This window comes from Anaerocolumna chitinilytica (assembly GCF_014218355.1).
GTDB lineage: Bacteria > Bacillota > Clostridia > Lachnospirales > Lachnospiraceae > Anaerocolumna > Anaerocolumna chitinilytica.
The window spans coordinates 4,466,613-4,489,010 of record NZ_AP023368.1; the positions used below are offsets into that span (position 1 = coordinate 4,466,613).

A 22,398-nucleotide genomic window follows, 5' to 3' on the forward strand; every position below is an offset into this window, starting at 1 on the left:
GCTTAACATTTATGTAATATTGTAAAACATAAAGTTATCTGCTTACTTTCCTTTAAACAACCACTTTTCTGAGATTCCCTTCAGCATAATACTTTAATTCACTTTCTATGTAAATAGAACATGTCCTTTTAAAAATACCTTGCAATTTTTATGTAATTTCCTATAAAATAGAATCCAAGAAATAGGACGATATAAAATAGAATCCGAGAAGTATGACGATATAAAATAGAATTCGAGAAGTATGACGATATAAAATAGAATCCGAGAAGTATGACGAAAACGAAAGAGGTGAGGAGTTTGCCGCAGTATCCGGGTGTTACAATAGCATACAAGAAAAATGGTGAATGTTATTACCGTGCCGGTATCACTTACCGCAATAAGCATATCAGTCTCGGCAGCTTCAATAGCGCAAAGCAGGGAAACCAGGCTTATGAAACCGCTTTGTTGGTAATCAGAGAGAATAAATATAATCTGATAGATTATTCGGAAAATTTCGGCCTTGATTTTGAAAAGTGGGTTATTTTGATGAATTTCAGAGATAATGGGATATATATTAAGAATCCTATCTATTTAAGAACGAATTACTTCTTATATTATATAAGTAGAGATACCTTTTTTCTATTCGATACGGATGACTTATTTTATTATGGGCATCACAAAATTATGATGAGAGGCGGGCACCTGTTTGTCTCCGATTACGGCATGCAGGTAAATATCCTCTCCCGTTATGGTATTAAGAACTATGCCGTTGCCGGTAAAGACTACTGTTTCATTAATGGAAATGAACATGATTTACGTTACAGTAACATAGAAGTGATAAACCATTATCATGGGGTATTTTACAGCAAGCATAAATCCCTTCTTTGCTATACTGCCAAGATTCATATCGAAGGGGAATATCTGATTGGACGCTATTCCAGCGAGAAGGAAGCTGCCATCGCTTATAACAAAGCTGCTGACATGCTAAAAAGAAACGGCTGCAAAAAGAATTTCCCCGTTAATTACATTAGTGACATGGATGAAATCGAATATGCCAAGCTTTATCATAATCTGAGAATTTCAAAGAATTTAAGAAAATTTGCTGATAATTTAAATATTAATGGCTTAAATAAAGAATTCTAAAAAAATTCAAAAAAATATTACTTTTTTTCATTTTATATGTTATAATAAATCCATATTATTCTTCTTCCATTTTCATATTCCAAAAAATTGCCACCGGTTTTGCACCTTACGAAACCGATGGCTGTTTTTTTAAGGGATTCAAAAGAGCTGCTGACCAAAATAGCAATAGTACTGCAATTACAATCTGAAGAATCATGCTTATCAGAAACCAATTATCATTCCATACAGCAGAGAGATTACCATACTTTCCATATATTTCTGCCAGAGACCTTCCGGTGCCTGTCTGCCCTTTTAGTACGGACAGATAAGTTGCAATAGGATTCCCTAATAAAAGCAGCATCCAGTTTCCGATATCCGCCTGCATAGGTGTCGTCCCATCTGTGACTAAATGATTTAAATGTATCTGGGTTAAAAAATGGATGCCAAATACCGCACCAAATGTTCCAAGGCATAGCAACAATACGATTCCATAAACAGCTACTGTTGCTGAGGTTGATTTCTTTAATAAAGCCGAAAAGAAAATTCCGATGCTTCCAAGATAAACAGCTGTTTCCAGAATCAACAACAAAAAACCGCCCAGATCTCTCAGCGTAATACCACCAATAGAAAATACCAGTGCAATCACTGGAAGACTTGAAAAGGCTAAGAGAAGCATCGTGCTGATAGACGCTAATAATTTTCCTCTAATAATTGAACCCGGACTCATTTTTGTAGTTAGAAGAATTTCAAGGGTCTGTCTTTCTTTTTCTCCAGAGATGGCACCTGCCGTAACTGCCGGTACCACCAAAAGCAGAAGAAAGAATTCAACACCGGTTATAACAGAATATATCTCCAGGATAGCAGAATACTGCACGCTGTTTCCGAGACTCTGCTGGTATTCAAAGGTAAAATATAGGGCAAATAATCCAAAGAGAGAGAGAAGGCTGTTAAAGGCAAATATAATGATATATGTCCTTAAGCTTCTGGCCGTTGTCCGAAGGTCTTTCTGATATACAGGGTTCAATCGAAGCATTACTTTTCCTCCTCATGGGTAATTTGTAAAAATAGGCTCTCCAGGCTGCTCTCTTCTCTTGAGAAGGAGGATATAACTCCGCCGCCTTGTATAATTGAGCTTAAAAGAGTTGCCTCTTGTTCTTCATTACCGGAAAATAAAAGAGTAACTGTATTATCCAGTATTGTGATTTTTCTGGTATAGGGATTTTCTTTGATAACCTGTATCGTGATTTCCTGATTATCCACCATCTTAAGTACGATGGGTCTGGCATTTCCTCTGGCGGAGGTAATCTCCTCTATGGAGCCTGACATAACCAGTCTGCCGCTTTCAATAATACCCGCATGGGTGCAGACCTGCGCCAGCTCCGGCAGAATATGTGAACTTATCAGTATGGTCTTTCCTTCACTGCTAAGTCTTTTTAATATATCCTTCATAACAACTCTCGCTCTTGGATCAAGACCGGAGGCCGGTTCGTCAAGAATTAAGAGCTTTGGATTATGTACCAGACACCTGGCAAGACATAACCTTTGTTTCATTCCTCTTGACATGCTATCTACATAATCATCATAATGCTCTGCCAGCTGTACTAACTCTAATAGCTCCATACACATCGTTTTGGCTTCTTTTCCGTTTAATCCATAGATGGAAGCATAGAATTCCATATATTCTATTGCCTTCAAATTATCATATACCCCAAAGAAATCCGGCATGTATCCTATCTTCTTCTTAAGCTCCTTGTTATTCTTAAGGGCATCAATACCGTCAATGAAAACCTCTCCGGAGTCTGCTTTGATAAGCCCGGCACAGATTTTCATAGTTGTAGTCTTTCCTGCTCCGTTTGGTCCTACAAATCCATATATTTCTTGTTCACGAATGGTAAGGTCAAGATTATCAAGAGCTAGAAACTTACCAAACTTCTTTGTCAGTTTATTGATGGTCAGCACTTAATTAGCCTCCTTCCAATAGGATATATGAGGGAGAATCACCTGATAATTCTGAATGGCAGAATCCTGGCGATAGCGCACAGTCAAGGAGTTATTCTCTGTTAAATACTTGGCTGCATTTATTTTCATATCATAATTATCCGTAAAGACCTCTTCATATTTACCTGTATCGACATTCAGGAAGTATACCGTCCCATTAAAATTCTGGACATATTTATTATTACTCTTTGAATTCTGATCCTTTAGGACGGTAAAATTCTTAATTTTATCCCCTGCAGGAAACTGATAGGTCAATAGCACACTATCGTTAGACATGTAACGGCTGGTATAGTAAGTTCCCATATTACTGCCATCCAATTGAATATAAGGGTCTATACTGGATACAAATTCTTCATTATCCAGCTTATTATCCACTTTAACCGGGATCTTAACTATTTCAATACCCTTTGTCTGCATTAGAGATGCAACCTGTGAGATAAACTCATCTCCATCACCGGTACTTGAGAAAGTATCATTATTCTGAAAGCCGATAATACAATTATCAAACTCTCCTTGTGAATAGTTATTTTCTATCATCGTAATAAAAAGTTGATTCAGCCTTGCATTCTCATTACGGTCTTTTCCCTCTTCCGGTAATGCTGTCAGCTCTTTGATCAATTTATCATTATAAAGATCATCAATGGAATTTATATAATTGTCATTGGTATTATTTAAAGTTATTACCTGACCGCTTTTAATCTCACCGATATCTATAAGATGTTCATCACAGAGTAAAATTGCATGAGTAATATCAAAGTTAAATTCATTCCGTATCGTACCGCTTACACTGCTTCCGGTATGACTAAGACTGCCGGAAAAGTTTCCCTCCTGCTTCTCTGTTTTAAAATTACCCTGAAAGTAAACAGGAGAGAAGGCAGTATTATCCGTAACTTGTAAGGTTACTCCGGAGCTATTATATGCTATTGTTTTATTTGAATTACCATAATTAATATAACTATGTGCTGTTGTTATATCTTTCGTAAAGGGATTGGCATCACTCATCTCCACAAGAGGAAATCTTTTCGTAAGATTTAAGGTATAGTCGTAATTACTTGGCATCGTAAAAGATAAATCTACCCGATCCATTCCGGTTTGTGTATAATCCTTAATCCGCAAGTACTCAGCATAGGGTTTTGTAATCCTTGTATCCATCCCGGTTAGAATCATTATCATTGTAAACAATACTGAGAGAACAGTTACTGACAGCAGGCCATAGCCTTGTTTCTTCTTTCTTTTCAGGCACAGGTAGGTCACCGGGCCGGAAGCCAAAAGATATATTCCAATGATAATAACGTATTTATAGGTAGCCGGTACTTTCTTAGCTTCTTTCGAAGCAATATTGTTCATCATGCCATCTGATAAATACCAGCCGTAATATTCATTATTCAGTTGGTTTTTCTTTCCCTCGCTGATATTATCCGCAATCTGCTTAATCAGGGAAACAGCTATCGATTTGTGATCTTTTTCCAAGGCAATATCAAATGCGACCAGTTCTACCTTTCCATTGCCTTCTTTGGCACAAAGCATAAGCTCCTTCTGATTTTCCCTTACCAGACTGATTCCGTTCTCCAATGCAATATCCGACACTTCTTTGTTTATAACTTCCGTCTTTAGGGCATTTATTTCTTCTTCCGACCATTCCTTCGTAATATAGGAGCCGTAGAGTTTTCCTGTATTTGTGTTGATATTCGTAATATTACTATTGGTCAGAGTTTTCTGATTTTTCTCCGAAAGGTCCTGGTAGAATATTTTTTTTGCTTTCTGATAGTCATTAATATATTGTTTTAATGTTTTTAAATTACTAAATTCTGTCTGAAAGCTTATATTATCGCTTTTTCTGCTGTTACCAATGGATACCCCAAATTCTTCTCCAAAGGCAGCCATGATAGCAGTATCATATTTCCCGGCTGTAAGTACCAGGGTCCCCCCCTGATAAACCCACTCTTTAATTGCCTCAAGCTGCTCTTTCTTTAGCTTTGAGGTATCAAAATTATTAATAATAAGTACATCCAGTAAATCCATACCAAGAAAATTATCTGTAAGAGTATCTGAATTAAGATATATTGGACGTAAATTCAGATTGTTTAAGTATTCAAGGTCTTCTTTTTTATCCGTTAACACCCCGGCATAAACCGATTTGTCATAATTTCCAAAAATCAATTGAAACTTATGCTCTATTACTTCTTTCTGATTCTTATTAAATAATTTCACCTGAAGAAATCCGGTATCATCGATGATTGGTATAACAAGAGAAACTTTTATACTTTCTCCTGTCTTTACACGAATACTTTCCTTGTATAAGGTATTATCCTTTGACTTAGGTATCAGACATTGGAATGTTCCAGTAAATGTTTTCTTCCCATTATTCTGTATTATGCCTGTAACTTCTGTGTATCTCCCATATTTTACAGTATTATCATATCCATAAGTTACTTGAAGTGTAAGATTATCTTCTCTGTCCGTGAGTACTTTACCCTGTGTATCGTTCCCAGCTCTTACAGTGGCAGGAAATATCCAGCTAAATGCCATACAAAGTAACAGTACTGATATAAGAATGGTTATTTTCTTCATACAACCAAATGCCCTTTCCAACACTCTTCAAGATATTGCCTTAAAGTACTTCGACACAATCTTGTGCGTGAATTATGCTTTTCATGAATCATACATCACGCCTTGGCAGCTGGACCGAAAATACCGTCCCATTATGATCGCTGCTGGCCTTGATACTTCCTCCGTGCATTTCAATGATATTTTTTACAATTGCCAGACCTAAACCGGTTCCTCCGGTTTCACTGGAACGGGATTCCTCCAGACGGTAAAACCTTTCAAAAATCGCATCCAGGTCTTTTTCCGGTATCAGCTTCCCATAATTAATAACAGCTATGGTAATAGTAGTTATATCTGTTCGAATATCAATCTGAACACTTTTTCCATCTCTGCCATACTTGATAGCATTATCTATCAGATTAGCAAAGGCTCTGGCCAGTAAATTACCGTCACCATAAGCTAAGGCGGAAGACTTATTGGTGGTGAACTCATATTGGAGTCCGTTTTCCTGAAAACTTGGGTAGAATTCTTCGGCAAGCTGTTCTATAAACTTTACCATATCAATATCACTGCATTCCAGAGCCACCTCACCGGAACTAAACTTCGTGTATGCAAATAAATCTTCAATCAGCTTTTCCAATCTCTTGGATTTGGCATAAGCTATTTCCACATAATGCTTTTTTACTTCGGATGTAATCTTATTCTCCCCCTGTACCAGATCAAGGTAGCCGATAATGGAGGTTAACGGAGTTCTAAGGTCATGAGCCACACTGGTAATCAGCTGATTCTTTGTATTCTCACTCTTTCTCTCATTCTCAATAATCCGCTTAATATCCCCGCACATCTGATTTATCTTGTCCGCTATCAAAGCAAATTCATCATCATTATGAATGGTAATCCTTGTGTTTAAGTTTCCGGAGGAAATGTCTGTTATACCGCTGGCGATTCTTTCAATATAAATAGCAAATTTTCTGGAAAGCAAAAGAAAGTATAGCATAAATAAAATAATACCTATAACCAAAGCAATTAAAGTACCCATTACTATCATTCCTCTGGTTGGACCACCTTCCAGCCTTGGAAGATGGACATTTCCGCTAGGAGGTACATTTCCGCTTTCCTGAAACCGGTTTAACAGATTGCTATTCTGGGGAAGGGTATTATTTACCTTCGGGCTGCCATTTACCACATGGTAGATGATATATATTCCAAAGGTTATCACTGCTTCCGTAAGCAATGCATATACAAGGCTAAGCAGGCTGTAAAGGACTATTTCAAAACGAAAACTTTTAAATATACTATTTTTCAATTTTATATCCGACTCCCCATACTGTTTTTATAATCTGTGCATTTCTGGAATCCATCTCTATCTTTTCCCGTAATCTTCTTATATGAACCATTACGGTGTTATTAGCCTCATACATTTTCTCATTCCAGACTCTTTCAAAAATCTCATCCGTAGAGAAAACTCTGCCCGTATTGCTGGCAAGAAGGTACAAGATATCAAATTCAATGGGAGTTAATTTTACTTCTCTGTCATAGGCTATGACCCGGTGATCTTCTTTATTGATTACCAGGTGGTTAACTGCTATTTCCTTATCCTGCCTGTCCTCATGAGAGCTGGGATTAAACTTTGTAAACCTTCTGAGCTGGGATTTAACCCTGGCTGTCAGTTCTAGAGGATTAAAGGGCTTGATAACATAATCATCTGCGCCGGTGCCAAGACCGATAATCTTATCCAAATCCGCAGATTTAGCACTTAGCATAATAATAGGGATCGTACTGGTTTCCCTAATGGTTTTACACATACTAAGCCCGTCTGTTCCGGGCATCATAATATCCAGTATAATAAGTTTGATATCTTCTCTCTTTAGGATCTCAAAGCCTTCCTTTGCATTAAAAGCTTTAAAAACCTGATAACCGTCTCCGATTAAATGTATTTCTACCAATTCGGCAATTTCTCTGTCATCGTCTACTACTAATATACTTGTCTGCTCCATCTTATTATTCCTTTCCGCTAAAGATGTTATCCTACTTCACTCTATCATAATTCTTACCATAAAGTCTTTACTTTTTTCTTAAATGTAAAAGAAGCCGGTGTAAAATAGTTATACTATTCTACACCAGCTAAATGAGCAGCACTATAAGCCGAGTTCTGTATCAAATGGTCATCTATCTTTGCCCCATGTTACCATGTGGCTCGTTTAAAAGATGGGATTGTTACTCATGAGCTTATCACCATTATTCAGTTAGCTTTTCATTATTATAATACATTCGGCTGCTTTCCCTTCGCCTATTCATAACGCTGCGCTTCACATACAAGGCTCAGCCAGACGACGCCAAATTGTATTATAATAATAAAAAGCTATATCCTTTTCTTTGTAAGCTCATCAGTAACAATCCCATCTCTATAAACCGCGACCTACCCTAAAGCACGACGGGCCGCCGTATAGCTTTAATATTCGGTCTTGCTTCGAGTGGGGTTTACATATGCCCTGTATGTTACCATCCAGGCGGTGGGCTCTTACTCCACCATTCCACCCTTACCAGAATCCTGGCGGTATATTTCTATTGCACTATCCTTAGAGTCGCCTCCACCGGACGTTATCCGGCACTCTGCCCTATGAAGCTCGGACTTTCCTCACCTATGGCCTTTCGGCAGCTTATAGGCGCGACCATCTGTGCTACTCACGAATTGATATTCTAACACGAAAGGCAGACAATGTAAAGAGCTATCAAATAAAGATTTTCCTACACATTAAAACAGCTGCCGCCGATAAATTCTTTTAAAATTGAATGTTTTGGCACTACATCACTGTTTACTCCCAGGAAATAATCCAGGAATTTGAGCATTCTCTTAGCTTCTATATATTCCTCCTGGTCACGTCTGACGCCAAACAAAACCGGCTCCGCATAGGATTTCAGGATAGAAAGTTCATAAATCAAAGCTGAATTAAACATCACATCCGCTTCCTCCTGATAAGGGAATATGTTCTCCTCCTCCCCTCTTCTGACAGAAGGCCACATGCCGATGGTCTTTGCTCCATCTGCTCCTCTGGTTCTGGCATCCCGCACAAGTCTCCGTAAGAGTCTTAAGTCCGTGGTAGGTATACGATTATGCTCATCAATATTAAGCGCTGTAAGGGCACTGATATAGATTTTAAACTTGCTTTCCTTTGGCAGACTATAAGAAAGTTTATCATTTAAGCCATGAATTCCTTCTATTACAAGGATGTCGTTAGGCCCAAGGGTCAGAAAATCCCCCTTATATTCCCGGTGTCCGGTTACAAAGTTAAATACCGGAAGTTCTACTGTCTTTCCTGCTAAAAGGGCAGTCATATCCCGATTAAAGCTTTCCGTATCAATTGCTTCCAACGCTTCAAAATTAGGCTTTCCATATTCATCCAGAGGGGTCAAATCCCTCTCAACGAAATAATTATCCACTCCGATGGGATGGGGGGTCAGACCATGGGTCTTAAGCTGTATGGATAACCGGTGAGAAAAGGTAGTCTTACCCGAAGAGGAGGGACCTGCAATCATGACAAGCTTCTTTCCGGATTCCTTTATCATAGCAGCAATTTCACCGATTTTCATTTCCTGGAACATTTCCTGGGTCAGAATCAGTTCATTCATTCTGCCTGCAACAATTGCTTCATTCAAGGCTCCGACCGTATCGATCTCCATGGTCTCAGCCCATATGTTGGATTCCTTTAAAGTATGATATAATTTCTCCGGCACTTCAAAGGGCTTTATTTCTTTTGGTGTTTTTCCGTCTGGCAAGAGAAGAACGATCCCATCTTCTTTGGGTATTACGTCAAACCATGCCAGCATACCGGTGCTTGGTGGCATATAGCCATAATAATAATCCTCAAAGCCCTCCAGGCTGTAGATATTTGTTTTAGAGACGCGGCGGTAGCGAAAAAGCTTCTCTTTATCGTACATACCATAAGATTTAAAAAGTTCAATAGCATCATCGGTTCCTATGGTTTTCTTAGCAAAAGTAAGGTCCTTTGTCACATATTCCTGCATCTTGGCTTTTATCTTATCTGTCAGTTCCTTTGTAACCGGCACCTTCATATTAGGCTGACAATAGATACCTTCCTTCAGGGAATATTCAACGGATACCTTGGTAATATTCTCTCTTCCTACAATACTGTAGATTGCTTTCATAAATACCAGAATCATGCCTCTGGTGTATGTTTTATGACCGGCATCTTCTGAAGTAGTGACAAAGCGTATCTTGCAGTCCTTTTCAACTTTTTTGGTAAGTTCCCGAAGTTTATTATTAACCAGTGCCAATATAAAATCCCCGCCGTCTTTTGGCGTATATTCCCGGCTTATTTCAAGAAAACTTTTGCCTTTTGGATATTCTTTTATTATACCATCTATTTCAACCTTTACGATATCTTCCATCTTAACCCCTTTCGTAATACCCTATACCGAAAGCTCCACCTGATTATTCATAAATATTATAATCAGATGGAAAATCTTTGTTAAACAGTATATTCTTTTTTTTCAGATAAAACACTTTATTTTGTGAAATAACCCAGAGCTTTCTCAACTTCAGAAAGCTCAGCTTCTATTTCTTCCAATCTTTTAACACTTCCTGTTGTGGAAGGTAACGCTAATGCTTCTTTCACTTGAAGCTTCAAGCGCTTTTCTCTTTCCAGATATTCTTTTACGACAGGTTCTCCGCTCACTAAGAGAAGCTTTCCGTAAAGATAATGCAGGTCATCCTCATATATTTCTGATGCGTTTGTCTTTACAGCCTTTATAATGACATAGAATTTCTCATCCTCTTTGACCATTTTTTCAGACTGAATTGCAAAACCTACTTCATGAAGATACCGTCGTAACAGGAAAATCTCTGACTGGGGCTGTAGTATCAGTTCACTTACTCCTTCAAGGGCTTTCTCTCCTTCTTTTAAGATTCGGACCATCAAGCTTCCACCCATCCCGGCTATTACAATCGTTTCTGCTTCTCCTGTATTAAGCTTTGAAAGCCCATCAGAAAGTCTGGTCTCTATTTTATCAGAAAGTCCTCTGACCTGGATGTTTTCCTTTGCTTTGCTTAAGGGACCTTTGTTTATATCCATGGCAATTACACCCGGTGCTATGTCGTTCTCCGCCAGATATATGGCTATGTAGGCATGGTCGCATCCTACATCTGCAACCCTGTTACCCGTTGTAACAGTATCTGCTACAGTCTTTAGTCTATTTGATAATTGCATTTAAAACTTTTCCTCATCATTCCAAGTAGTCTTTTAGTTTACGGCTGCGGCTTGGATGCCTTAATTTTCTCAGAGCTTTCGCTTCTATCTGACGTATTCTCTCTCTGGTAACATTAAATTCCTTACCTACCTCTTCCAGGGTTCTCGCCCTTCCGTCATCCAGTCCAAAGCGCAGTCTTAGCACCTTCTGCTCCCTGTCTGTCAGGGTTCCAAGTACATCTAAGAGCTGCTCCTTAAGCAGGGTAAAAGCTGCTGCATCGGCAGGTACCGGCACATTATCGTCCTGAATGAAATCTCCCAGATGGCTGTCTTCTTCCTCGCCAATTGGTGTCTCTAAAGATACCGGTTCCTGGGATATCTTTTGAATTTCTCTTACACGCTCAACCGGTACATTCATTTCTGCTGAGATTTCTTCCGGAGTTGGTTCTCTCCCTAATTCCTGGAGTAACTGTCTCTGGACACGAATAAGCTTATTGATTGTTTCCACCATATGAACAGGTATTCTTATAGTTCTTGCCTGATCCGCTATGGCTCTGGTTATAGCTTGTCTTATCCACCAGGTAGCGTAGGTACTGAACTTAAAGCCTTTCGTATAGTCGAATTTCTCAACAGCTTTAATTAAGCCAAGATTTCCTTCCTGAATCAGGTCAAGAAACATCATACCTCTGCCTACATAACGCTTGGCAATACTTACTACCAGCCTTAAGTTTGCCTCTGCAAGCCTCTTTTTAGCATCCGTGTCTCCAACCTTCATTCTTCTTGCAAGTTCAATCTCTTCATCGGCACTAAGCAGCGGAACCTTACCGATTTCTTTTAAATACATTCTTACCGGATCGTCAATGGCAATGCCTTCCGGTATGGAAAAATCGATTTCTTCCAGTTCCTCGTCATCCTCCAGAAGAATGTCCTCTTCTTCCGTGATACGAAGAACATCAACATTATTTAATTCCAGGAATTCATAGATTCTTTCAATCATAACGGAGTCCAGTTCAAAATCCGCAAAAAAATCATTAATTTCCTGAAATTCCAGAACGTTTTTTTTCTTTTTAGCAAATACCAGAAGCTCTTTTAACTTTTCCGTGAATTTAACCATATTCTCATCCATTATTTATCCATCCTCCTGTTTTGCAATAATTGTGTGAATTAACCTTCTTACATTTCACACTGTATTCATGCACCTCGCAAGCAAACCTGATGCAAAAATCTTAGTAGTATTTTAACCATCAGCAAGGGAAATATGCAATTTTTGTAAATCCATCTGTGCTTTGATGATAATTTGAAGGTTTTGAGCATCATTTTTTTCGATTGCTTCTTTACTTTGTATATCAAGACTGTTCTTTTTAATTCTCATAACCGTCTCATTCAAAGCCTTTTCCTTCTCTTTCGCACTCATCTCATTGCTTAGCTCTAAACTAAACAAAGCCGCAGCTTCCTTTTGTTCTTCCTTGCTTTCAAAATGATTTAATATCTTAGCCGGCGTTACCTTTCCTTCCTTGTTGTATTGCGAGAAGAGGAGCTCTGCTGCCTGTTTATATAAATCCTCTGTAAAATCAGCCGGTGTAATAATCCCCTTAATCTTTTCAAAAAGTCTTAAATCTTCAATCAACCAGGTTAAAAGTATCCTTTGGGACTGCCGCATTCCTTGGGCAGGTGAATTCTTACCGGACATTTCCTTGTCCTTTCCTCTTCCTGTATATTCCTTTGGCCTGTAGCTTTCCCCCGTCCCAAGTCTGGCTCCATAACTATTAACTAACTTTCTTAAGTTTTCAAAACCGGTTTCATATTTTTTAGATACTGCTTCTATATAAATATTTCTCTCGATTTCCTCTGTAAATTGCAGCATCTTCTTTGCAATTTCATTGAAAAACTTTGTTTTCTGCTCCGGGTCATTCATATCATAGTCATTTTCCATGACTTCCACCTCAAAGAGGAAGGAATTCCTGGCCCCGTCAATTCTCTTCTGAAATTCCTCTGCTCCTAACGCTTTGATGAATTCATCCGGGTCTTTGTAGGGCTTCATATTAATGACCTTAACCGTAAGTCCTGCTTCCTTTAGGATAGGAATCGCACGAAGGGCAGCTTTCGTACCTGCTTCATCACTGTCATAGGTTAAAAGCACCTCTGTGGTATAACGCTTAATCAGATTGGCCTGGAGCCCGGTAAAAGCTGTTCCAAGAGATGCAACAGCATTGGTAAAGCCCGCCTGATGCAGCGCAATAACATCCATATAGCCTTCACAGATAAGAAAGTTCGGTTTTCTGGAGGTTCTGGCAAAGTTAAGTCCGTAGAGGTTTCTGCTCTTATCAAAGAGCTTTGTTTCAGGCGAGTTTAGGTATTTGGGCAGCCCATCTCCCATAACTCTGCCCCCAAAACCGATAACCCGATTGTTGGTATCCATAATCGGAAACATTACACGGTTCCAAAACTTATCATAAACTTTGTGCCTTTCATCAAAACTAATCAAACCGGATTCCCTTAAGATATCATCTTCATAGCCTATATGCTTTAAATAACGATAGATATCGTCCCCCGTCTGATTGGAATAACCAAGTCCGAATTTCTTAATGGTTTCTTCTGAAAGCTGGCGCTTGGTCAGATAATCCACAGCAGCTTGTCCTCTTGCTGATTTTAATTGGAAATAGTAATACTTTGCTGCTTCTTTATTAATTTCTAAAAGTCTCGCCTTAATGCCGGCTTGACGCTTTGCTTCTTCACTGATTTCTGCTTCCGGCAAGGTTACCCCTGCTCTGCCCGCCAGATGTTTTAGAGCTTCTACAAAGGAGTAATTCTCATACTCCATCAGAAAGGTAAATACATTACCTCCCACGCCGCAGCCAAAGCAATGGTACATCTGCTTTGAGGCACTTACGCTAAAGGAAGGGGATTTCTCATTGTGAAAGGGGCAAAGTCCCATATGGCTGCTGCCCTTTCGCTGTAATTTCACATAGGAACTGATTACGTCTACTATGTCGTTCTTCTGTCTGATTTCTTCTACCAGTTCATCCGGATAAAACATGGGTGCTCCTTTTCCTTCCTGTTAATTTACTGCAATATCTATTACTCTCTATTATTAACTATTTACTCCCATATACTAAGAAATACATTTCATTCTTGAGACTTCAGATTCTAAGATTAATATACACTCCAGGACCTTGGAATAGCAATCTCTTTGAACTTGGCTACTGCAAAGCGGTCTGTCATGCCCGCAATGTAGTCACACACAACTCTTGCTTCCTTTTGTCCCTTTTCCTTTACCATGTTCAGATACTCTTCCGGAAGCAATTCGAGGTTCTTACTATAATATTCAAAAAGAAACTTCAGCATAGATTCTGCCTTTTGTTCTTCTCCTTTTGCTTTGGGATTGGTATAAACATTATAAAACATATATTTTCTCATACCAAACATTGCTGCTTCAATGGCAGGGGACATAAAGATATCTTCCTTCTCCTCGCTGCAGCTTACAATATCATGTATTAGAGTGTTTAAACGTTCTCTGGAACTATGTCCTAATATATCGGTATATTCCTTAGGAATATCCTCTTCTTCCATTATATGTCCCCTGATTGCATCATCAATATCATGGTTAATGTAAGCAATCTTATCGGAAAGTCTTACAATCTTTCCTTCCAGGGTCATAGGTATCCCCTTGGTCTGGTGATTTACGATACCGTCTCTGACTTCCTTAGTCAGATTTAAACCCTTTCCATGGTTTTCAAGAAGTTCCACCACACGAATACTTTGAAGATGATGCTCAAACCCTTCCGGACAAATGGAATTTAGGGCTCGCTCTCCGGCGTGACCAAAAGGAGTATGCCCCAAATCATGTCCCAGGGCAATCGCTTCCGTCAAATCCTCATTGAGTCTTAACGCTCTGGCTATGGTCCTGGCATTCTGGGATACCTCCAGAGTATGGGTAAGTCTTGTACGGTAATGATCTCCCTCCGGTGCCAAAAACACCTGGGTCTTGTGTTTTAACCTGCGAAAAGATTTGGAGTGAAGAATACGGTCTCTATCTCTTTGGTAAATGGGCCTGATATCACAGGGTTCCTCATAGACATCCCTTCCCAAAGAACTGTCACTAAAAGAGGCATAGGGACATAAAAAATCATGTTCCCGCCGCTCTAACTTCTCACGCATACTAAGAGGTTTACCTGGTTTATCATTGTTTTTATCACTAAGTTCATCGAACATATACTACTCCTTTCTTTCAGATTAATGCTTATATTATTAATATTCCACCAAAACTTCCTGAATCCTTTTTTTATTTTCAAATTTTATAGAAATATTTCAATTATTTATGGTTAATTCTCACATTTTAGAGCCAAATCACCTGTGCATATTCTAATACTACTTTCAGCTTTCAAAAAAATGGTTAAATTCTCTAAACGGTTGTACTAATTGCTTCTCAACAATTTCTTCCGTACTCCCAGCCTTCCTCGTTATGATAAATCATAAGCCTGCTCATACCGCCGTCGACAGTAATATTTTCACCATTTATAAAGCTGCTGTCCTCACTGCACAGAAACATTACCAGCTTCGTAATATCCTCTGGTATGCCAATTCGCTTCACCGGATGCTGCAGCTTATCCGCTTCCGTAAATTCTCCTCCGGTCGTATCGATCCAGCCGGGAGATATGGCATTCACTCTCACCTTACCTGCAAGACTTACCGCCAAAGCATGAGTAAGTGAGAGAATCCCTCCCTTTGCTGCGGAATAACTCTCCGTATCTTCCTGAGACATAGCCGCACGGGTGGAGGAAATATTTACAATAGCACCTCCTTGGTGAAAGGAATCCATAAATAACTGGGTCAAATAATAAGGTGCTATAACTCCTACCTTTAATACCTCATCAAAAGCCTCATAACTGCAGCCAGACAGCAATCCCTTATTACTAAAGCAGGCATTATTAATGAGATAATCAATCTTACCAAATCTTTGCTTTACTTCTTTCGCAAAAATTCTGATATGCTCTTCTTCTGCCAAATCCCCTTGATAGGTATAGGATGCTTCAATATTTACTGCCGCCTTATCTATTACTGCAACATATGCCCCTGCTTTTAAAAAACCTTCAACTATATTTTTTCCAATGCCTTGTGCACCACCGGTAATTACGGCAACCTTACCCGTAAAATCCATATACTCTTCTCCGCCTTCCTATTTTATATACTAAAATACAAAAACAAAGCAGCAGGATTCCTATCTTAATCCTACTGCTTCTTATTATAACACGTTTTAAATAAAGAATCGAGGCGACAAGATTTGAACTTGCGACCTCTGCGTCCCTAACACAGCGCTCTAGCCAAGCTGAGCCACGCCTCGATTGTTTCTGTGAATTATGTCTTGCGTCTCACAGCAATAATATAATATAATATTATTTGAAAAAAATCAAGAGGAATTTTCATATTTTTTAAAAAAATTTAAAAAGTATTATTAAGTAGAAAAAAACGCTATAAAAACTGCCATAATCCTACAATTTTAGGCAGTTTGGGAGGGACATCAATGGATATTATACGAAATTACCAAAAGGAGCTGGAGAAAACCCTGTCGGACTTTGAGACAAAAGGGATTGTACCGAGCCTCCTGCTGCACAGCTGCTGTGCACCATGCAGCAGTTATTGCCTGGAATACCTGACGAATTACTTTCATGTTACCATATATTATTATAATCCAAACATCTCTTACAAGGAAGAATATGACCGCAGAGTACAGGAGCAGATACGCCTAATTAAGACGATGCCGGTGAAATATCCCATCTCTTTTCTGGAAGGAACATATGAACCGGAAGTTTTCTACCAGATAGCAAAAGGTCTGGAAGATCAGCCTGAGGGTGGTGAGAGGTGCTTTGCCTGCTATGAACTGCGGCTTCTTGAGGCTGCCAAATGTGCAAAAGAAAATGGGTTTGATTACTTTACTACTACTCTTTCCATCAGCCCTCATAAGAATGCTGCCAAGCTCAATGAAATCGGAGAAAAGACCGGTTCTGTGTACGGTGTTTCCTACTTGAATTCGGATTTTAAAAAGAGGAATGGATATAAGCGCTCTATCGAGCTTTCCAAAGAATACGATTTATATCGCCAGGACTATTGCGGCTGCGTGTATTCTATGGTAAATAGTCATTCCTAGAACTTATTTTCATTTTTTAACCTGTCTTTCTTGATTTTTATCTTTTCTAATTTCATCATTTCATTATTTATTAACTGAAGGACCGTACAGAAGTCCTCCTCCTTACAGGTACAAATGCAGAATCGTATTCCTTCTGATTCTGTAAAATCATTCAGATAGCAGTTCTTAATACTGCTTACAAGAATATTCTTCTTTTTTAAACAATTCACTATGATCTCCGAGGTATTTTTCTCTGTTTCTATCAGAGCGTAAATACCTGTGGGGGGAATGTGATACCTCACCTTCTCTGAAAATATCTCCTGACAGGCTGTTCTTAAAGCCTGCATCTTCTTCTGATAAAAGCGTTTTGTCCTTGTTATGTGGGATCTATACATACTGCTTTTCAGGTATATTTCAAGGGCTCCCTGGGTTAGAGTAGGAGTATTCAAATCCATACTTTGCTTAAATAATGTAAAACTCTCTTGAAGAACTTCCGGCAGAATAATCATCCCAAGCCGCAACCCAGGCAGTAAGGTCTTTGAAAAGCTTCTGATATAGATAATCTTTTCCTTTTCTCCCATGGCATAGAGTGAATCCTGCTTTTCATCTATCTCAAGATCAGCTAGGTAATCATCTTCTACTATATACACTCCATATCGGCCTGTCAGCTCGAGTATTTCCTGTCTTTCTTTCTTGCTATATCGAAACCCTGTAGGATTCTGAAATCTTGGCATAATATAGAAGAACTTAACATCCCCGGCTTGAAAAGCTGCTTCTAGCCCTTGTAAATCAATCCCTTCTTCCTTTCTTCTTACTCCTGTAACCGGTATATTGTTACATTGAAGCACTTTCAGCATAACCGAATAAGTAGGCTGTTCAACAACAATTCTCCTGTTTCCGGAAGGAAACGGCATTGCTGCCAGAATATACAGCGCCTGCTGTGCTCCGTTGGTAATAAAAATGTCCTGCTGTCTGGTAAAGATATGCGAATTCATCAGATATTTAACCAAGACAGTTCGCAGCTCATCCATCCCCTGGGGTTTATCATATTCTAAAAGTTTATTCTTATAGATATTGATAGACTTTTCCATGCAATGATAAAAGTCCTTGTAAGGATGTATACTCTCCGGCGGTGAAACTGTAATCAAGTCAATCTTTGCTGCACTATTCTTTCTCTCATACCTGGACTTTACAACATAATAGCCGCTCCGTTGTGCGGAGTAAATCAAATGCTCCTGCTCTAAAAGCTGGTAAGCTTTAATTACTGTATCCGAATTATACCCGCTGCTTTTTACAAGCTCTTTTATAGACGGCAGTTTTTCACCAGGTTTTAAGGTATTATTATGAATTTTCTCCCGGATGGATTCTGCAATTATCTGGTATTTGTACATTTACCTCACCACTTTCCCTCTCAATCTGCACCGGTACAGTTAAATACATTGTAGCTTGCTTTCTAATCCCTTTGGCTTTAACTTAAATCTAATATAACATACTTCATAAAAGGAGAACATCATATATGAAAGAATTTCCTCTTACTCTACAAGGACTAAAACAGCTTACTGACATTTATCCTACTCCCTTTTATCTTTATGACGAGAAAGCCATACGCAGCAATATCCGGAGCCTGAAAGAAGCTTTTTCCTGGAACAAAGGCTTCAAAGAATACTTTGCTGTAAAATCTACATCCAATCCTTATATTTTAGAGATATTTAAGGAGGAAGGCTGCGGTGTGGACTGCGCTTCTGAAACAGAACTTATTCTGGCTGATTCCTGTTCTTTTGCCGGAAAGGATATTATGTTTACTTCCAATGTGACTTCGGTTGCTGAATTTAAGCGTGCATTAAAACTTAATGCGATAATAAACTTAGATGATATTTCACATATTGAGACATTAATGGTAAGTGCAGATTATTCGGCTGATGCAAAAAGTGGTTTGTCAGGAAAGCTTCCAGATATTGTCTGCCTTCGTTTAAATCCCGGAGGAGTTATTACTTATGAGAATAAGAATATATTAGACTATGATGATTATAAGTTTGGCTTATCTGTAGAGCAGCTTATAGAAGGTATAAGAATATTAAAGAGTTGTGGAATAACACGATTCGGGCTGCATAGCCAATTTGGCTGTCACAGGCGGGAGGCGGACTATTTCGGAGAGAATGCACGGGTTTTATTTGAAAAGGCAGCTATCATAGCGAAAGAGCTAGGAATCCAATTTGAATTCATTAACCTGGCAGGAGGGTTGGGAATTCCTTATCATGAGGAGGAGGCTGGGGCGGATATTAAGGCAGTAAGTCAGGCAATTAAGACTGCTTACGAAGATGTGTTGGATCCAGACAGTATATCCCCTGTTCCTTTGTATTTTGAATTAGGGATATTTATGACAGGTCCATATGGTTACTTTGTATCTACCGTACTTCATAAGAAAGAAACCACTAAGTCTTTTTTAGGTCTGGATAGCTCCACCAATAGCTTTATGAGTCCCTCCAGATATTCCAATTATCATCACATTACAGTGCCTGGTAAGGAGAAAGAACCCTGTGACCAGCTATATACAGTTACTGGCTCCTTATGTGAAAACAGAGACCGTTTTGCATCTGACAGATACTTACCTGCTGTCAATCCTGGTGATATATTGGTATTTCATGATGCTGGAGCTTATGCTTATTCCCATGCCAATAACTTTAATGGAAAGCTGCGTCCCACAGAGCTGCTTTTACGCAGTGATGGTACTATAGAGCAGATAAGGCGTGCTGAAACCCCAAGGGATTATTTTTCTACGTTGAATTATCCCTTAAAGACTGAATATCTGTAATTAAAAGGTCTGACCAATTTAAAAGGGTTGTTGCAAATTAAGTCCTGCGATGTTTGAGGTAAGCCATACTCTGCAGTGCTTGATTATACAACAGCCCTATTATTTTATTTATCCAATGCCGTTATAAGGTTAATTGTACAAGTATAACCTGAGGTTACAGACCACCCCAAGGACTTTCTTTTAGCCCGAACAGCTGCTGCTGTCTTATCACCCCAGATTCCGTCAATCTTCACTTCAAGCTTCCACTGTATCCATCGTATTTCTGATGTCTTAGCCGTGGTCTTTGAAACCTGTTTTTTGGGTTTATCACAATATCCTTTCAGAAAGAGAATTCTTTCCTTCGTTCTACGTTCCGTTAAGCCAGGAATTACTTTTCCTCCTGACTTAGTCCAGTTCATAAACTGATTAGCAGCTCCTATATATTTTTTCTTATTCAGCTTCTTCAACAGAGTGCTGCTTTTTACTGCCGACACACCACAATTATAAGAAAGACTTATCAAAGCATCAAACATATTTTGAGTAATATGAACCATTACATAGTTATTTATAAAATTTTCATAACCCTTTAAATCAGATTTCAGCAAGGCTTCCGCCTGTAAAAGAGATATCGTCATACCTTGTTTTACGTCTGACCCAGAGTGTCCATAACCAATTGTGTAATATTTTTCAGTCGGCAGGGCTTTGTATGCTTTTAGCCGACATCCTTCGAAGTTTTTTAATAATTCGATACCGGCTGCTGATGTTTTTTTTGTCATTTTGCCACCACCTTTGCTACCTTATCAACTAGTGTATTATCCGGCTCAGTTATTTGCCGGATGATTCACCAACCCTCCATCAATAATATATGCATAGGCAGTTGTTTCTGCCATCTGCTGTAATATAAGTATATAGTAAGCGCCTCAAAGGATACTTATATAAAACCCATGAAAATTATTATTGTTTCAGCCACTTAGAGCCACTTAAACTTATCCCTTTCTCAGCATCACGAAACTCTAATTTGAAAAGTTGCTGAATGGTTTGATTCAGCTTTGAGCGTATATATTTTGTCTTGACCGATAATTCCTAAATAGATGATTCAAGGGATTTGTTTTTCATTATTACACCTCGAATTCATTTAGCCTTTTGTATTGGATTTTGCCCGCTCTTCAACCTTTACAAGTGCAACTTACATTGAAAGAGCTTATTTACGTTTAGTTCTAATTTGTACATATGTCTCTCCTATTGTAATTCGCTTAATATTTCAGATTTATCCGTTTCAGTCAGCTTTGTGTACTCCAGAATTATTTCCTCTGCTGTGCTGTCTTCTAACTGCATCCGGGCTTTAATTGCATTAATAAATATAGATTTCTTCCATGCTGGCATATTTTATACCCCCATCATTTCTGCCAAAGCAATATTAAGAGCTTCAACTTGTTTATTTATTTGTTCCACTTCTTCGTCTGCAGTTTGGTTTCTGCTGATAATAGTTGTTCCATCATTTTCGTAAAAAACACCAGCTATATACTTACAGCCCACACTTAATGGATACTGAGTAGTGTCTAAGGCAATTGAATCTTCACCATACTGTATCCTGGCTATTTGGTTTGCTACTTCATAATTATCGCACACGATAATGTTTTGTACTGTGCCTTCATTAATAAGACTAAAAATTTGATTGCACCACATATGTTTTCTCCTCTCTATTGTTCTGCCCAACGTACTATTACAATTCCGGAACCTCCAGCTCCTGCGGAAGAAGATTTTGTTCCATTACCTGACCCACCTGTATACCTGTAGTTATAAATTCCTCCACCACCAGCACCACCGCCAGTATTAGGAGTTGCATTTGCTGCAGGAGTTATACTGTAACTTGCAGAGCCACCGCTTGTCCCTCCTCCTGCTCCTCCAACTCCTGCTCCATATCCATAATCTAATGAGCCATTCCATTCATAATATGCTTCACCAGAACCTCCACCACCACTATATAGAGTATTGCCCGCCTCTAAAAAAGCTCTAGTAGTATGCCCTTGACCAGCTCCATGGGTACCATCTGAATTTGCACCGTTAGAACCATTACTACCACCATTACCGCCACCATTTCCATATAAACATTCTGCTCCACCAGAACCACCATTACCACCATATGGTGCCCAAAAAACAGTAAGGTGTTGGTTTGGATGCACTGCTCCAGCTGCAGTACATAAGCCTCCAAATGATGAAGTTCCAGCATCTGATATAGCATTTGCAGCACTACCTGCACCAACAGTAACCGCAATTGAAGAATTAGGGGTAACACCTGCATTTAATACTGTGTTTGTATAACCACCCCCTCCTCCTGAACCACCAGCAGTGTTTCCATCAGAAGACCCTCCAGGGTAACCACCGCCTCCTCCTCCAACACAGAAGATATCAATTTTACTTACACCTTCAGGAACTGTCCATACCTGGGATGAGGTGAAAATAACTTGGCCTGCTGGTACAGCTCCACTCCATGCTAACCTAGCAACACCACCAACTCCTACATAGACCTTTTTAATTTTTCGAGCTATTCCATCTACTCCGATATATGCCTTCTTTACTTTTCTAGCTACTCCTGATATGCCTATATACATTCCTTTTGCCATCTGTAC

At 39.0% G+C, this 22,398-nt stretch carries 19 protein-coding genes, 1 tRNA gene and 1 other RNA gene; 3 read left to right on the plus strand and 18 right to left on the minus strand.

Features of this window, described 5'->3' with window-relative positions:
• Nucleotides 1-297: 297 nt before the first annotated feature.
• Nucleotides 298-1,122 carry a hypothetical protein gene (locus bsdcttw_RS19445; protein ID WP_225903711.1) on the plus strand — a complete coding sequence of 275 codons (825 nt, stop codon included), beginning with the start codon at nucleotides 298-300 and terminating at the stop codon, nucleotides 1,120-1,122.
• Nucleotides 1,123-1,228: 106 nt separating this feature from the next.
• On the opposite strand, the gene bsdcttw_RS19450 is transcribed toward bsdcttw_RS19445, so the two are convergent.
• The 13 genes from bsdcttw_RS19450 to bsdcttw_RS19510 all read right to left on the minus strand — a co-directional run bounded on the left by bsdcttw_RS19450 (nucleotide 1,229) and on the right by bsdcttw_RS19510 (nucleotide 16,194).
• Nucleotides 1,229-2,134 carry an ABC transporter permease gene (locus bsdcttw_RS19450; protein ID WP_185256468.1) on the minus strand — a complete coding sequence of 302 codons (906 nt, stop codon included), beginning with the start codon at nucleotides 2,132-2,134 and terminating at the stop codon, nucleotides 1,229-1,231.
• A complete protein-coding gene (locus bsdcttw_RS19455; protein WP_185256469.1) occupies nucleotides 2,134-3,060 on the minus strand; it encodes an ABC transporter ATP-binding protein in 927 nt (308 codons plus the stop codon). The genes bsdcttw_RS19450 and bsdcttw_RS19455 overlap by 1 nt, the downstream gene beginning before the upstream one ends.
• Entirely contained in the window at nucleotides 3,061-5,670 is a 2,610-nt protein-coding gene (locus tag bsdcttw_RS19460) for a hypothetical protein (protein WP_207726436.1), read from the minus strand. It lies immediately after the preceding gene.
• An 88-nt stretch (nucleotides 5,671-5,758) separates the two neighbouring features.
• Entirely contained in the window at nucleotides 5,759-6,952 is a 1,194-nt protein-coding gene (locus tag bsdcttw_RS19465) for a sensor histidine kinase (protein ID WP_185256471.1), read from the minus strand.
• Nucleotides 6,942-7,643 (minus strand): response regulator transcription factor, encoded by a 702-nt coding sequence (locus bsdcttw_RS19470; protein WP_185256472.1) that lies wholly within the window; start codon nucleotides 7,641-7,643, stop codon nucleotides 6,942-6,944. Before bsdcttw_RS19470 ends, bsdcttw_RS19465 begins: the two co-directional genes overlap by 11 nt.
• Nucleotides 7,644-7,771: 128 nt before the next feature.
• Nucleotides 7,772-8,334: RNase P RNA component class A (gene rnpB / locus bsdcttw_RS19475), an RNA gene on the minus strand.
• A gap of 60 nt (nucleotides 8,335-8,394) precedes the next feature.
• A complete protein-coding gene (locus bsdcttw_RS19480; protein WP_185259885.1) occupies nucleotides 8,395-10,047 on the minus strand; it encodes a nucleoside kinase in 1,653 nt (550 codons plus the stop codon).
• 125 nt (nucleotides 10,048-10,172) lie between these two features.
• Nucleotides 10,173-10,874 (minus strand): tRNA (adenine(22)-N(1))-methyltransferase, encoded by a 702-nt coding sequence (locus tag bsdcttw_RS19485; protein WP_185256473.1) that lies wholly within the window; start codon nucleotides 10,872-10,874, stop codon nucleotides 10,173-10,175.
• Nucleotides 10,875-10,890: 16 nt separating this feature from the next.
• Nucleotides 10,891-11,979: an RNA polymerase sigma factor RpoD gene (gene rpoD / locus bsdcttw_RS19490; protein WP_185256474.1), complete on the minus strand. Its 1,089-nt coding sequence runs from the start codon at nucleotides 11,977-11,979 to the stop codon at nucleotides 10,891-10,893.
• Nucleotides 11,980-12,090: 111 nt separating this feature from the next.
• Nucleotides 12,091-13,890 (minus strand): DNA primase, encoded by a 1,800-nt coding sequence (dnaG, locus tag bsdcttw_RS19495; protein WP_185256475.1) that lies wholly within the window; start codon nucleotides 13,888-13,890, stop codon nucleotides 12,091-12,093.
• Between the two features lie 116 nt (nucleotides 13,891-14,006).
• The gene (locus bsdcttw_RS19500) at nucleotides 14,007-15,065 is read right to left on the minus strand and encodes a deoxyguanosinetriphosphate triphosphohydrolase (protein ID WP_185256476.1); all 1,059 of its coding nucleotides are present in this window, start codon (nucleotides 15,063-15,065) and stop codon (nucleotides 14,007-14,009) included.
• A gap of 214 nt (nucleotides 15,066-15,279) precedes the next feature.
• A complete protein-coding gene (locus bsdcttw_RS19505; protein ID WP_185256477.1) occupies nucleotides 15,280-16,011 on the minus strand; it encodes an SDR family NAD(P)-dependent oxidoreductase in 732 nt (243 codons plus the stop codon).
• A 108-nt stretch (nucleotides 16,012-16,119) separates the two neighbouring features.
• Nucleotides 16,120-16,194: transfer RNA gene (locus bsdcttw_RS19510), tRNA-Pro, on the minus strand.
• Between the two features lie 180 nt (nucleotides 16,195-16,374).
• Between bsdcttw_RS19510 and bsdcttw_RS19515 the strand changes: the two genes are divergently transcribed.
• Nucleotides 16,375-16,998, plus strand: a complete 624-nt coding sequence (locus bsdcttw_RS19515) for an epoxyqueuosine reductase QueH (RefSeq protein ID WP_185256478.1) — start codon at nucleotides 16,375-16,377, stop codon at nucleotides 16,996-16,998.
• Here bsdcttw_RS19515 and bsdcttw_RS19520 read toward each other — a convergent pair.
• Nucleotides 16,995-18,368 (minus strand): aminotransferase-like domain-containing protein, encoded by a 1,374-nt coding sequence (locus bsdcttw_RS19520; RefSeq protein ID WP_185256479.1) that lies wholly within the window; start codon nucleotides 18,366-18,368, stop codon nucleotides 16,995-16,997. The genes bsdcttw_RS19515 and bsdcttw_RS19520 overlap by 4 nt on opposite strands.
• A 125-nt stretch (nucleotides 18,369-18,493) precedes the next feature.
• Here bsdcttw_RS19520 and bsdcttw_RS19525 point away from each other — a divergent pair, with 125 nt between their 5' ends.
• Nucleotides 18,494-19,789, plus strand: coding sequence for a diaminopimelate decarboxylase family protein (locus bsdcttw_RS19525; protein ID WP_185256480.1), 1,296 nt, complete (start codon nucleotides 18,494-18,496; stop codon nucleotides 19,787-19,789).
• A 104-nt stretch (nucleotides 19,790-19,893) separates the two neighbouring features.
• Here the strand turns inward: bsdcttw_RS19525 and bsdcttw_RS19530 are convergent, their stop codons facing one another.
• The 4 genes from bsdcttw_RS19530 to bsdcttw_RS19545 form a co-directional block, all read right to left on the minus strand.
• On the minus strand, nucleotides 19,894-20,544 hold the full coding sequence (locus bsdcttw_RS19530) for a glycoside hydrolase family protein (RefSeq protein WP_185256481.1): 651 nt from the start codon (nucleotides 20,542-20,544) through the stop codon (nucleotides 19,894-19,896).
• 463 nt (nucleotides 20,545-21,007) lie between these two features.
• Nucleotides 21,008-21,151 carry a hypothetical protein gene (locus bsdcttw_RS19535; protein ID WP_185256482.1) on the minus strand — a complete coding sequence of 48 codons (144 nt, stop codon included), beginning with the start codon at nucleotides 21,149-21,151 and terminating at the stop codon, nucleotides 21,008-21,010.
• A gap of 3 nt (nucleotides 21,152-21,154) precedes the next feature.
• Complete coding sequence (locus tag bsdcttw_RS19540; RefSeq protein WP_185256483.1) at nucleotides 21,155-21,454, minus strand: hypothetical protein; 300 nt, start codon at nucleotides 21,452-21,454, stop codon at nucleotides 21,155-21,157.
• Between the two features lie 14 nt (nucleotides 21,455-21,468).
• Nucleotides 21,469-22,392 (minus strand): glycine-rich domain-containing protein, encoded by a 924-nt coding sequence (locus tag bsdcttw_RS19545; RefSeq protein WP_185256484.1) that lies wholly within the window; start codon nucleotides 22,390-22,392, stop codon nucleotides 21,469-21,471.
• Nucleotides 22,393-22,398: the final 6 nt, after the last annotated feature.